This is a genomic window from Methylobacterium sp. WL9, assembly GCF_008040035.1.
Taxonomy (GTDB): Bacteria; Pseudomonadota; Alphaproteobacteria; order Rhizobiales; family Beijerinckiaceae; genus Methylobacterium; species Methylobacterium thuringiense.
The window spans coordinates 163,250-177,902 of the sequence record NZ_VRVE01000003.1 but is presented as its reverse complement, the minus strand read 5'-3'; the positions used below and the strand labels follow the sequence as shown (position 1 = coordinate 177,902).

The following is a 14,653-nucleotide window of genomic DNA, read 5'->3' as shown; positions in this document are numbered from 1 at the left end:
ATGCTGATCGCCGCCGCGGCCGCGGCCGCGTTGATGCGTCCGGCGCGCGAGGCCGTGACCGAGACGGCGCCCGCGCTGAGGAGGGAATTCGCACCCGTGATGCTCGCGGCGACGCCACCGGCGATGCTGTTGAGGGCGAGGGTGAAACCGACCGCGACGGCGACGCCGGCGCTGCCGCCGCCCGCTCCTGCGAGCGAGGCCGATCCGGCCAACGCATCGATCGTGGAGGTATCCGCTGCGTTCACGACGACGCCGCCAGCGTTGATGCCGGTGCCGGAGCCGCTGATCGTGGCGCTCGTGGCGACAGCGATCGCGTTCGAGACGACGGCGCCGGCAGCCGACGCGCCCACACCGGCGGAGCCGCCGCCGCCGATCGCGGCGGAAGCCGCGACGACCTGTGCGTTGATCGTCTGCGACGAGGTCGCAGTAACGCTGAGCGCCCGGCTCGCCGAAACGCCGGTATTGCTCAGTAGGGCGGCAACGGCCGTGCCGCCGGCGCCCTTGAGCGCATAGGCGGTCGTCTCGGTCTTATCTTTCCCGTTCGCGTCCTTCTCGACGGTCTTGTCCCAGGAGCCGATGTAGTTCTCGGCGATGGCCGCGCCGATGCCGACACCGACGCCGTTGCTGCCGCCGACACCGACTGCGAGTGCGGCGGCCAGGATCTTGGCCTCGATCGTGGCGGAGGATTCCGCCTTCACGTCGACCGTGCCATTGCTGCCGGTCGCGGTCAGAGCGCTGTCGACGACGCTGGCGCGCGTGCCCGTGGTGATGACGTTGCGCGCATAGGTGACAGCTGCGCTGACCGCGACGGCGTTCGAGCCGCCGCCGGCGATGCTGAGCGCCGCCGAGGCGGCGTGCGCCGTCAGCGATCCGGCCGACTTCGCGCTGACGAGGATCGCGCCCGTGGTCTGGAGGCCGCGGTCGACGTTCTTGACGGTGGCCGAGACGTCGTTGGCGATGCTGTTCAGCCCGACGCTGCCGCCGACCGCGACCGAAACGGCATTGGAGGCGCCGGCCGCGAGCGCGAGGCTCGCCGACAGGGCCTTGGCCGTGATGGCGGAGGTATCCGTCGCCGAGACCGTGGCGCCGGCAGCCGCGATGCCGGGGCCGGCGCCCGCGCCGTCACCATCGATGAGTGCGCCGGTCGCGAGACCGATACTGTTCATCGCGAAAGTGCCGCCGAGACTCACCGCCCCGGCGTTCGAGCCGGACAAGGCAGCGCCGACCGCAATCGCAACGATGTTCGCCGTGATCGTGTTCAGGCTCGTCGCCGTGACGGCAAGCGCGCCCATGGCCGAAACCAGCGTATTCGAGAGAGTGGCGGAGACGTTGGCGCGGCTGCCGAGGGTCGGCGTCTGACTGAGCGTGTTGCCCGCCTCGTCATAGGCCGTCCAGGCACCGATCTCGTTGTAGGCGATGGCGATTCCGAGCGCGCCGGCACCACTGCTGCCCGAGCCCGCACCGACGGACGCCGCGGCCGAGATGATGTCGGCCTTGATCGTGGCCGTGCTGGCGGCCGAGACGGTGATCGCGCCCGCGGCGTTGAGCGAGGCATCCTGACCCGTCGCGGTCGTGCTGCTGTTGATCTTGTTGACGGCGGCGGCGCCGGCGCCGGACACGCCGATGCCCTTGTCGCCGCTGACGCCGACCGCGACGCTCGCGGCCGCGGCGGTGGTGGCGATGGTGCCGGTCCGCGTGGCCGCGATCGTGATGCCGCCGCTGCGGGTCATGACCTGCGCGTCCTTCACGGTCGCGCTGACGTTGCCGGAGATGCTGTTGAGGGCGACGCTCGCCGCGAGGGCGACCGTGACCGCCGTGTCCTGGCCGAGGGCTGCGGCGATCGAAGCCGCGCCAACGGTGGAGGACACCGACGATTCGTTGCCCGCGGTGACCGACACGCTGCCGGCATCGACGATGGAGGCCGCACCGAGAACCTCGGCCGTGGTGGCGACGTCGATGACGTTGCGGGCGACCGAGCCGCCGAGGCTCGCCGACGTGGCCGTGCCCGTGCCGCTGCCCGAGACGCCGATGGCGACGGCGACCGTCGTGGCGTCCACCGTCTCCTTCGACAGGGCGCGCACGGTGACGGCGCCGGCGGCACGCACGGGCGTGCCGGACAGGGTCGCACGCACCGCGGCGCCCGAGCCGATCACGTTGTTGGAGACCGAGGCGCCGACCGCGACGCCGATGGCCTTGTCGTTCGCCGAGGCTGCCAGCGCGATTGCGGTGGCGCCGGTGAGCGCGGCGATCTTGGCCTGATCGTTCGCGAAGATATCGAGGCTGCCGACCTTGCTGGCGTCGGTCGTGCCGTCGCCGACCTTCGAGCCGAGCATTTCGGCGACGGTCGATCCGCCGATCGTGTTGAGCGCGAGGGCTCCGCCGCCGCTGACCGCGACGCCCTTGCCCTGTGACGAGACCTGGGCGCCGACGGAGGCGGCGAAGGTCTGTGCGGAGATGTCGGCGGTGCGCGCCGCGGAGACCGAGACTGCACCGGTGCTGGCGAGGTTGGCGACCTGCGTGATGCGGGCCGTGACGTCGCTGCTGATCTCGTTGTTGGCCAGCGACGCACCGATGGCGACGCTCGGCTTCGTGCCGGTGTCGCTCGCATTCGCGCTCAGGTTCGCCGAGACCGCCAGCGCGATGGACGTCGCCTTGATGAGGCTGGTGTCCTTGGCCGAAACGATGATGCCGCCAGCACCCGCGCCGACTGCGTCGTCGGTGCTGCCGCTGCCGTCGATGACCGCCGTCGTCGTGGTGACGATCTTGTTGCCGACGTAGAGGCCGCCGCCGGCGAACGCGACGTTGCTGCCCTGGCCGCCGCTGCCACCGCCGGTGGACGCGGCGACGGCGACGGCCGCAGCGAGCGTCTTCGCGGTGATGGCCTCGGACGAGGTGGCCTCGACCGAGACCCGGCGCCCGGCCGTCAGGCGGCTGTTCGTCACGCTCGCGCGCACGTCGAGGGAGCGTGAGGTTCCGTTCTTGAGGTCCGCGCCCGTCGGCAGGCCGGCCCCGTAGAAGCCGATCATGTTGAAGGCGAGGCTCACGCCGATGGCGACCGCCTGCGAGGTGCCCTTGCCGACGACCACGGCCGCAGCGGCCGCCTCGACCGAGGCGGTGATGGCGGAATCGTTCGTGGCCGTGACGGTGATGTTACCCTGGCCACCGGTGCCGTCCTGGGCCGGAGCGACGGCGCCGCCCGCCGTGATCTTGCTGCCGGCGATATGCGCGTCGACGCCACCGAGGATCGTGTTGAAGCCAAGCGCCCCGCCGCCGGCGAAGCCGATGTTCTTGCCGTCCTCGGTGCTGAGAAGCACGGCGATCGCGGTGGCGGTCGCCTTGGCCGCGATGGTGGCATCGCTCGAGGCCGAGACGCGCACGTCGCCCGCGCTGGCCGTCACCTGACCGACCCGGTCGATCCCGGCCGTCAGCGTCTCGTCGACGATGGTGTTGCGCGCAATGCTGAGGGCGACGGAGATCGTCTTGCCGGTTTGGCTGGTAGAGCCGGTGTTCCCGGAGCCGGTATTGCCGGCCGACGCATCCGTCGGGGGCAGCTTGTAGGCCACCGACGTCACCGGTGCGGTGACCACGGCGTCGATCCTGGAGGCGCTGAGCGCGTTCACCGAGACGCCGCCGACGGCATTCAGACTCGTCATGTCGGCGATCGTGGCCGAGGTCGCGAGGCGGGCGAGGTTCAGGCCGACGACTGCACCGACGCTCGTCACCGAGGCGCCGACCGTGGTCACGGCGTTCTTGATCTCGGCCTTGATCGTCGCCTTCGACTGCGCGGTCACGGAGACGGCGCCGGCGGCGTTGATCGGCTGGCCGGTGATCGAGGCGGTCGCGGCGAAGGTGTTGGCGCCCTGGAGCACCGTTCCGAGATCGGTCCCGAGGATCGCGTCCGAGAGATCGAACAGGACGTTCTGGCTCGACGTGCCGATCTTGTTAAAGGCCGCAGTCACGCCGACGGCGGTCTCGCTCGACTCGACGGTGCTGTCGACAGTCGCGGTGATCGCAGCGGTGTTGCTCGCGCCGACGGCGACGTTGCCGACGGTCCTGCCGATATCGACGTCGCCGAGCTTGCTCCCGCTGATCGTCGCGCTGCTCGTGCCCGTCACCACGTTCGCCGCGATGACGGCACCGATCGCGAGCGCGCTCTTGTCGCCCGGCTTGGTGCCGGCCTTGAGCTTCGATTCGACCTTGCTCGTGATCGTTGCGGTGATCGTGCCCGTTTGGGCGGATTGCACGCTCACGTCACCGGCCCGGACCACACTCGTGTTCACGAGGCTGGCCGTCGCCGTGCTCTGCACATCGTTGCTGACGAGGATACCCGCGACTGCCACGGCGTAGGGCTTCGAGGAGGTGCCCCCGCTCGCGGGCTCCGCGCCCTGCGCAGGCGGCGTCGCGGAGCTGCTGGCATCCTTGCTCTCGCCGAGGTTGAGCACGCCCGGCGGCAGGAACTTGATAAATTCGCGCAGATTGTTTTCGCGCCAGGAATTCGCTTCCGTGAAGATCCCCGCCGCCGTTAGGTCGACCGATTTGCTATCGCCAAAATAGACGAAGCGCTTCTCGACGCCGTTGATCTGGGCGAAGACGATGTCGCCGAACTTGACGGTCTTGGTGCCGGATTTGGTCGTGTAGGTGTAATTGTCGAGAACCTTGCTGGCGAAGTCCTCGAGCACGCTCGGCTTGGTGAGGCTGGCGAGCGAGGACAGGCTGTTCAGCGAGACGATCGAGCCGTTGCTCGTAGCAGAGATCGTGACGGCGCCGCCGGCATCGACCGTCTTCGTGGTGCCTGTGTTGTCGATGGTCGCAAGCGCCTTGGCGTTGACCATGTTGCCGGTCAGCGCGAAGCCGATCGCGTAGGCGCTTGCGTCCTTCAGTACGGCGTTCGAGGCGCTGGCCTTGTTGTTGACCTGCGCATTGATCGTCGCGTCCGAGCGCGCCGTCACGCCGAGCGTGCTGCCGGCACCCGTGACGACCGTGCTGCGCAGGATCTGCGCGGTGGCGCCCGACGGGGCGTCGTCGTTGCCGGCTCCGATGAGCGGCTGGCCAGTGATCAGGTCGGCCGTGCGGAACAGGATGTTCTGCTCCTTCCAGCCGATGGTGTTGAAGGCCAGCGTGATCGAGACGGCCCCCTGGTCGCTCGAGGTCGCGACCTTGTTCGTCGCGTCGATCGTCGCGGTGTTGACCGCGCCGACGGCGACGCCGCCGCCACCCGTGACGGTGCTGTCGACGATCTCCGCCTTGGCGGTGCCAAGGACGGCGTTGGTGGCGATGATGCCGCCGAGCGCGAGGCTCTTGGTCTGCGTCTTGCTGCCGGCCGTCGGATCGGTCGTGGCCGCACTCGGCGCCGGCGCCGCGCCGGCAGCCGCCGTGCCGTTGGTCTGCTTGTAGGAGCTGGCCGACTTGACGGTGGCAGCGCTGTCGGCCGTGGCGGTGATCGTCGCCGTCTCGGTCGCCGATACCGTGATCGCTCCGGTTCCCGCGGTGGCGGTGACACCGGTGATGCGGGCGACGGCGTCGCCGTGTACGCTGTTGAGAACCACGAGGCCGCCGATCGCGAGAGCCGAGGCCGATTGCGGCTTCACGGTCCCGGCCTGGGCGGCATTGCCGGCCGAGGGATCGCCGGTGGGCGTGTCCGTGCTGGTGGCGGGGGTCGCCGCCGGGGCAGGCGTGGCGGCGTTGCCAGTGCTCGGCAGCGTCAGGCCATCCGGAATGAAGTTGGATTCGAGGGCGCGCTTCCAGAGCAGCTTGTCGCCGTAGTTCGTCGCCGCGAGATTCACCTGCGAGGCATCGGTGCCCATGTAGATGTAGATGTCTCCCGCCTTGTAGGCGTCGGACTTGGCGGCGATCAGCGAGAACTTCGTCTTGTCGGTCAGCGTGAAGGTGCTCGGCTGGACCTTGCTCAAGAGCTCGGCGCCGACATACTTGTAGATCTTGCCGTCGAAATCCTGAATCGTATCGCCAGTCTTGACGGTGACGCTGGCCGAGTCGACTGCCTTGAAGGTCGGCTTGGCGTAGCCGTCCGCGATGCGGACTCGTGTGCCGAAGGTGACATCCTGCTTGTTCACGGTCTTCGGCACTTGGCCGAAGGCCGAGAGGTCGAGGGTGCCGATGCTGTCCGTGCTGAGGCCGAGTGGCTTCAGGAACGCGTTCAGGCCGTCCTTCAGCGCCACGATCCTGGCGGCGACGTCGAGGACGGCGCGGTCGGCGGCGACCTGCAGACCGATCACCGCGCCGACCGTCTTTTCTGCCGCCTTCGTGGCCGTGTCCGCATTCGTGCTGTTCCGCAGCGCGGCATCGTCGAGATAGCCACGGCGTGCCGCCTCTGCGGCAAGCTTCAGCGCTTCGGCGCGCGCCTCGTCGGCCGCGGGCGTATTGAGGAAGCCCGCCAGGGTGAACGGCACCAGATCGTCCGAAGCCTTGGTGAGGCGGCGGGCAAGGTCGGTCTGTTCCGTGGTCGGAATGACCTTGGCATCGACCACGGCCTTCAGCGTATCGACGAGGGTCTTGTTGATGCCGCGCAGATAGGCGTCGACGCTGTCGCCGGCCTTGAGCTTCAGCGTGGCCGTCTCGACCTGCTTCAGCAGTTCCGCCGGGCGAGCCTGCAGCTCCAGGATCAAGCCCTTCACACGGGCGATCTCGGCGGTGGCCTTCTCTTCCAGAGCAGTGATCTCGGCCGGCAGGAAGTCCTTGCGGTTCTTGACCAGGTTCGACTGAATCGTGGCCGACTGGACCTCGTTCGGATTGGTCGAGAAGTCGGACGGCAGGTACTTGTTGAGCTTGGACTGGTTGGTGACGGCGCCGCCGTCGGTCTTCACCACGGTCGAGCTCGTCACGATCTGGACGTTCGAGGTGATGCCGGCCGCATCCTTCGCCGTGACGGCAAGCGCGCCGCCGGCGGTGATGTCCCGGGTCACGCCGGTGTTGTCGATGAGGGCGACGGCGCTGCCGCTGACCTTGTTGGAGGAGAGCACGACGCCGAAGCCGGAGCCGCCCGATCCCTTCATGGAATCGGTCGACGACATGGCCGCGTTGCTGATCGTCGCGTTGATCTTGGCAGCTGACGTCGCGGAGACCGAAAGGTTGCCGCCGGCCTTCGCAGAGGACTTGACGATCGTCGCCTTGGCGCCGGACCCAACCTCGCCACCGAAGGCGCCCGAGATGGCCGACTGGCCGATCAGGGTGTCGACGGCGTTGAACAGCAGATTCTGCGTCTCGTAACCCACCGAGTTGAAGGCGAGCGTCACGGCGCCGGAGACGCCGCCGCCCTCGCCGCCCGAGGTCGTGGACGAGGCGCGCACGCGCGCATCGACGCCGGCCGTGTTCTCGGCGGTGACGTCGAGATTGCCCGTCTGCGCCTCGACGGCCGAACGCAGGACGCTCGCCTCGGCACCGCCGCGCACGACGTTGGTCGCCGCGATGCCGTTGGCCGCGATCACCGTGCCACCGCCGGTGCCGCCGCTGGTCCCGGCACCGGATTGCGACTTGAAGGACGCGCCGCCGGAAGAGGTGACGGTGCTCACGAGCGTCGCCGAGATGTCGGCGGCGTCCTCGGCCCGGACCGCAAGGTCGAGATACGACGTCACCGCCGCGTCGGTGATGCGAGCCGTGGACCCGCCGTTCACCTCGTTGAAGACGATCAGGCCGCCGAAGGCCTTGGAGGACGAGGCGGGCGTGCGCGCGACCGGGGTGGGATCGCCCTGGGCGGGCGCCGCCGCCGGGGCAGGATCGGCCACCTTGTCGATCTGCGGCATCACGGTCTTGGCCGCGGCCGGGATCCAGTTGTCGCTGGTATAGTCCGCGCCCTTCAGGGTGACCTTGGTGTTGTCCGCACCGCGCCAGATGTAGACAGTGCCTTTCTCGCCCTTCGAGGTGGTGTCGGCGCGCGAGAGCAGGACGCCCTGGCCGGCCATCATGAACTGGAACCCGTCGTTCGACGAGTAGCGAGCCTTGTTGCGCGCGATCGTCGTGGTGCCGGCCGCCGTCGTGACGGTCGTCGTGTCCTTGTCGGGGTTCGTGGGGCTCGTCGCGGCGGGAGTGCCGGAAGGCTTCGTGGAGACGATCGCACCGTCATCGACCGCGAACCAACGGGCCGCGTTCGTGTAGTCCTCGCTGGCAAGATTGACGGAGGCGTCGGCAGCCCCGACGAAAATGAACACACGCCCTGCCAGGCGAGGCTTCTCCTTCCGATCTGCATCGGTGCTTGCGGCGGTATTCTCGCTGAAGTCAGCCGCGAGCCTCACCCGATCGCCCGCGTTGAGCGCCTTCGTCCCAGACTTCGAAGTGTAGTCGTAGATGTTGAGGGCGGTCGCGACCGCCTTCCTCGCGAGCTCGGCCACGCCGCCCGACACGGCCGAGGAGCCGATCATCGTGCTCTCGGACTCGATGCCGGCCTGGTTCTTTGCGGAGACGAGAATCGACCCAGCCGTCGAGGTGACCGTCGCGGAAGGCTGTGCCGGGGCCGCGGCTGACGCGTCCTCGGATCCGATGAAGGCCTCGGCGCGGGCGCTGACCTTGTTCAGGGCGAGGACGGCACCGGCGGAGATGCCGCGTGCGCCGGTCTCGGCCTTGTGGACGGTTTCCTCGGAATCCGCCTGCTTCACCTTGTTGCCGGCCTCGGCCTTGATGGTGGCCTGGCTCTCGGCGGTGACGGAGACGTCCCGCTCGGCCGTGACGGTGCTGTTGGTGATGTAGGCCTTCGCCCCGGCCGGGTTCTCGGCATTGGTGGCGGTGGCGATCAGCGGATCGCCAGCGATCGTGTCGACGGCGGCGAAGAGCGGGTTCTGCTGCTTGAAGCCGACGGTGTTGAAGGCGAGCGTGAAGCCGAGGGCCGTTCCTTCGCCCGAGACCGAGCCTGCGGCGCTGGCCTCGATGCTGGACGCGTTGACCGCCGAGACGCTGACGCCGCCGCCGCTGCTCGTGACGGTGCTGTCCTTGATGTAGGCCAGCGCCCCATTCTGCACGTTGTTCGAGACGAGCACGCCGTTGGCAGCCGCGCCGCCCTCGGCCTCGACTTCGCTCTCGTCGGTCGCGTTGATCGAGGCAGTCGAATCCGCGCTGACGGTGACGTCGCCGCTCGCGGCGAGGGTGGTGTTGACGATCTTCGCCTCGGCCTTCCCCGAGACGTCGTTGCGGGCGAAAATCCCGCCGAGGCCGGTCGCCGACATCTTGCCGGTCGGGGGCTCCGCACCGTTGGTGCTGCCGGACAGGACGTTGGTCGCGTCGAGCTTCTTCCAGAGGGCGAAGTCGGCGAAGTTGAGGTTGGCGTCCGTCGTGCTGCCGAGATCGACCGCGGCGGCGAAGTCGGTGCCCATGTACTGGTACACGGCACCCTTCTCGCCCCGCGTGGCCGGTCCGGCCCAGGTGTCGCCGAGGCGGATCTTCTCGCCGAACTTGACCTGCCGCGCGCCGGAGGCGGTGGTGTAGGTGTACTCGCCGAGCAGTGCCTCGGCCCCCTTGGAGGTGCCGCCGACCTCGCCGGTTTTTTCGGCAGTGGCCGTGGCGGCGACGGCCGTCTCTGCCTCGATGCTGACGGAATCAACGGCCGAGACCGTGATGTCCGTGCCCGAAACCGTCTTGCCGGCGGCATCGATCAGCGCCAGCGCGGCACCGCTCACGCGGTTCATCGCGACGAGGCCGGACACCGCCAGCGCGTTGACGCTGGCGGCCGCAGCGGAAGCGGTGACCTCGTTGCTGAGCGTCGACGTGATCGCGCCGGAGGACTCGGCCGTCGCGCTGATCGCGCCCGTGGCTGTCACCGTGCTGTTGCTGATGCGGGCGCTGGCCTGCGCCGTGGCTGGGTTGGTCAGGTTGGTGCCGACCACGGCGTCGAGGGTTTCGAAGCCGAGATTGCCGCTCTCGTAGCCGATGGCGTTGAAGGCGAGCTGGATGCCGGCCGCCCGCGCTGAGGTGGTCGGTGGCTTGGCCTGACCGGAGCCGGTCGTGGTCGTCGCCGCTTCGGAGCCCGACGGGCCGCTCGTGGCCGCGGTGATCGCAGCCTCGACCTCGGCCTCGATCACGCCGGCCGTCTTGGCCGTGACCGCGACGGAACCGTCGCCACCGCTGCCTCGGGTGGTCACTGTGGCATCGGTGATCGACGCGTCGGCCGCCGACTGGATGGTATTGGTCGCGATCACCGCGTTGATGGCGAGCGCGCTCGAGCGCGACTGGTTCGCCGTATTCGGCTGGCCCGACTGCGCCGCAGGTGCTGCCTTGTCGAAGGCTGAGGTCTTGCCGGGAACGTCGCTTGCGGTGCCGGCCGTGTCGGCTGTGCCGTCGGCCTTCTCCCCGGTCTGCTCGCGGATCGTCGCGATCGCCTCGACGGTGGCGTCGGCTTTCGACGTGATCGTCGCGCTGCGCTCGGCCGCGACGGCGACGCTGCCCGCGGTAACCCGGGTGGCCGAACCGCTGATGGACGCGACGACGCCACCCTTGATCTCGTTGCGCACGACGATGCCGCCGGCCGACATGCCCGCGGAACCGGTGGTCTTGGCGGGGGCCGCCCCGCTCTCGCCGACGCGGCGCCAGAGGTCGCGGTTCGTGAAGTCCGCCGTCTTCAGGTCGAGCTTAGTCGCGGCCGTGCTGTCGGGGCCCATATAGGCGTAGACGGCGCCCTTCTCGCCGACGAGCTTCCAGCGTGTGGCGTCGGTGAAGTCGGCCTTGGAGAGGTCGATGGAATCCTGTGGGGCCGGCACGGTCGGCGTGCCGGTCGCCTTGACGTAGCGGTAGTAGGAGCCGACCTCACCCTTCCCGGACGGGTGGCCGGGGCTGACGAGAACGACGTCGCCGGTCTTGATGGTACGAGGGGTCGCGGTGGCGGCGGTAGCGCCGGCCTTCGCGTCCTTGGTTGTCGCGGGCAGCTTGGACTTGATCGCGTCGGTGGTGCTCACCGTGCGGATCGGGTCGATGCCCAGCCCATTGGCGAAGTCGACCGCAACACGCTGGCCGAGCTTGATCTCCACCGGCTGGCTGGCATTCGCCTTGAAGTCGGACTTGATCTGCGGCTGCTTGCCCGAAAGGCCGCCATCGCTCGCAGCCTGGCTGGACGCCACCAGCTTCACGTTGGCATTGATCGTCGACATGTCGGCGGCGCGCACGCCGAGTTCGCCGGCACCCGTGATGGTCGCGCCGCTCACCACGTCGGCCGTGGCCGAACGGTTGATGCGGTTGGTGGCGATCAGGCCGCCAATGCTGCGGGAAGCCGCATTGGTGACGGTGCCGGCAGACCCGGTCAACGCGTTCTTGCCGAGAGCCGTCCGGGCGCTGTTGAGCGCCGTCTGCCGCGCCTCGGCCTTCGCGAGGTCGGCGCGCGTCTGCTCCGGCGTGCGCGTGGTCACGGTATTGCTGACCGTGGCGTTCACGGTGCCCGCGCTCGCGGCGTTCACGCCGACGCGGCCGGTGGTCGCCGTGACGCTGGCGGCATCGATCCGGGCGCGGATCTGCTGGGTGGCGGCGACCGTGAAGAAACCGGTGCCGAGCACGGTGTCGAGGGCCATGCCGACGATCTTGTCGGCGAGCTTGTCCGTGCCGGTGACGCCGTCGGCGCGGTAGCCGACAATGTTGAAGGCCGCGGCGCCGCCGATGGCATTGTTGCCGCTGGCGGTGCTGCCGACGGCGGCACCACCGGAGGTTGCGGCACCCTCGGCCGTGGTCTGCGCCCGCGAATCGATGTTCGTCACGTCCGCCGCGTTCACGGTGACGTCGCCGGCGGTCACGCTGCCGCGCAGGACGGTCGCCGTGGTGCTGCCGAGAACGATGTTGACGGCGTAGGAGCCGGCGACGCCGAGCTTGCTCGACGCGACCGCCGCCTTGGCCTCGGTGGTGAGGTCGAGGGCGTTCTGTGCGGTGAGCGTGACGTCGGTCGCGGCGCCGACCACGGAATCGGTGAACGCGGCGGTGATGTCGCGTTCCGAGGTGTTGACCGCCGAACCGCGCGCGACGCCGATGAGCTCGCGATCGGTCTTCTGGGTGTCGGTCTCATTCTCCAGGCTGCCGGTGCCGATCGGCACGGCGATGGCGCTCGCCGCGGTGGCATCCATCGCCACGACGGAGACGGCACCCGCGCTCGCGCTCAGGCGCGACGCTTCGACGACGGCGCTGGTGGAGCCGGTGAGCAGGTTGCGCGCCTGGATGGCACGACTCTCGATGCGCGTGTCGTTCGTCGCGGCAACAGTGAGCGACGCGGCAACGACGCGAACGCCGCGCACGGCCACGCGCACGGTGTCGTTGACGGTGATCTGCGCGGCGCCGGCCTTGATCGGCGCCGGCAGCGAGCCGTCTTCCTCGCCGTCGCCCGCGACCGTCTTTCTCGGATCGGCAGGATCGGGAGCGTCGGTGGCCGCGCGGATGCGAACCTGCAGCGCGCCGCTGTTCGAGGCTTGGATCGCGGCATTGCCGTCGGCCGCGATCAGCGCGGTGGCACCGTCGGCGGGTGCGCCGACCGGCAGCGAGCCGGTCGCGGGCACGCCGAGATCGACGCTCGTCACGCGCGTGAGGTTCTGGTTCGCGGTCAGCGCGAACAGGTTGAGGAGGCTGCTGAGGACGGGGATGTCTGTCCCGTCCTTCGCCACCAGGGTGGTGGTCGCGTTGGTGCGGTCCTCGGCCGAGATCTGGACCGAGACGGCGGGATCGGCGCCGGCGATCGTCGCCGCGCCGGACTGGGTGATCTGCGCGCCGGTGGCGACCGTCACCTGGGCCTTGCTGGTGATCGTCGTCTCCGACTTCTTGATCACGCCCTCGACCGCGAGCTCCGCGGGCGTGAACACGTCGCTCAGGCTCTTCTCGCCCTTGACGATGGACTTGATCGTGTCGGCCGTCCCGGACGCGGCATCGGTGAACGTCGTGAGGCCGGGCAGGACGAGCCCCAGCACCTTCACGTCGACGGTGGCGCGCGTGTTGGCGGCGAGCTTGACTGTACCGCCGTTCACGCCGCCGTTCGCGCCGACGACGATCGTCGAGCTGTTGGTCAGGGTCGGCGTGACGCGCTTGAGCTGCGACGTCAGCGTTGAGGTCAGCGTGATGCTGTCGACGACGTCGGTCGTCAGCGCGGCATCGCCCGTCTTCGCATTGATCCGGCCATCGAGGGTGATCCCGGCGAGGCCGTCGGCCGTGACGGTGAGGGTCTGCGTGTCGGCGGGCGCGACGTCGTTGACCGTGACGCTGCTGCGTACGGCGATCGCCACGCCGACGCCGGTGATGACGGCGTCCTTGTTGACGGTGATGCCCATGCGTGCCGTAGCGGCGGCGGAACGATCGTTGCCGACCGTGACGAGAGCCGGGGTCAGGGTCGCGTCCGCGGCGATGCCGACGCTGCCGCCTGCGGTGATCGTCTTGCCCTGGGCGACGGTCAGGCTGTTGTCGCCGGCGCCACCCTGGAAGGTGATGCCGATATTGCCGGCCACTGCGCTGAGATTGGCGGCAATGTCGATACGGTCGTCGCCGGAACCGCCGTCGAAGGTGATGCCGAGGTCGCCGCTGGCGAGAATCAGATCGGTATCGAAGACGATTCTGTCGGCGCCGGCGCCACCGCTGACCGTGAAGGACCGCGCGGGCGGCAGGCTGGAGAGGTGCAGCGTATCGTCGCCGCTGCCCAAGATCACGCCGAGGCTCGTCGTCGGGGCGGTGAAGGCGAGACTGCCGAAACTCGCGGCGCTGGAATTCGCGGTCTTCGCCAGAGTGTACTTGCCCGAGACGGCCGACAGGGTCGCATCGATGCTGCCCGCCACCGTGGACGAGAGATCGAGCTGGAGGCTGCCCTTGCCGCCGTCGAAGGAGCCGCTCAGGCTGGCGCCGGCCCCGATCGTCAGCTTGTCGTCGGCGGCTGCCGCGCCGATCAGGTTGGAGACGCTTGAGAAACTGCCCTCGAACTTGCCGGAGGTGATCTTGCCCGCATCCGGCCCTGTCAGTGCGAAGTCTGCACCCTGCTTGCCTAGGCCCGTCGGCTTATTGAGGAGCGCGATCGTATCGCCATCGGCGCTGCTCGAATCGCTGAACGCCAGCGTGTGCGTATAGGCCCCGGTCAGCAGCTTGAAGGAATCGGCATCGACAGTGATGACGTCCTTGTTGGCCGTGCCCTGGATGGTGAATGTCTGGTTGGCGTTGGCATCGATCGCGCCGAACGTATGCAGCGCCGTCGTGCCCTGCTGGCCGTTCGTGTAATCATAAACCTGGATGCGCTGGACCTTGGTCTCCGGATGCGCCGTGTCCTCGTTTCGCTCGATCAGCTTGACGAGAAGCTGGTGCTCCGCTGCCGGCGGATCGGCCGGGATGGTGCCGATCGCGTAGGTGATGTCGGAGTTGAGCAGGACGCGCGGCTCCAGCGGATCGAAGATCAGCCGGTCGCGGTTGAAGATCCGGTCGGCCTTCGCCTTGAGGTGCAGCACGAGCTGGCGCTTCGACGGGCGCCCAGCCCGCGGCACGTCAACGCTGCGCGCCCGGTCACGGCGGCGGAACAACGGTCCCCAGAAGCCTTCCGACTTGAACGGAAAAGCCATGACGCTCTCTCCAACCGGGCAGGGCGTGCCGCATTCGGCACGCACACATCAAGTGACCCGGCGCGATAGGGCGCTGCCGGATCGTCTAAAGGCGGTCTGAAAATCCGACCGGCACCCGCTGGCGCGCGCCGATCCTTGTCGCGGGCCTCGTCCGCTCG

1 protein-coding gene is annotated in these 14,653 nt (G+C 69.1%); it reads right to left on the bottom strand.

What is annotated here, in order from left to right:
- Positions 1–14,495: LEPR-XLL domain-containing protein (locus FV217_RS02620; protein ID WP_147813997.1), on the bottom strand; the 14,495-nt coding region annotated here is incomplete at its 3' end.
- Positions 14,496–14,653 lie beyond the last annotated feature (158 nt).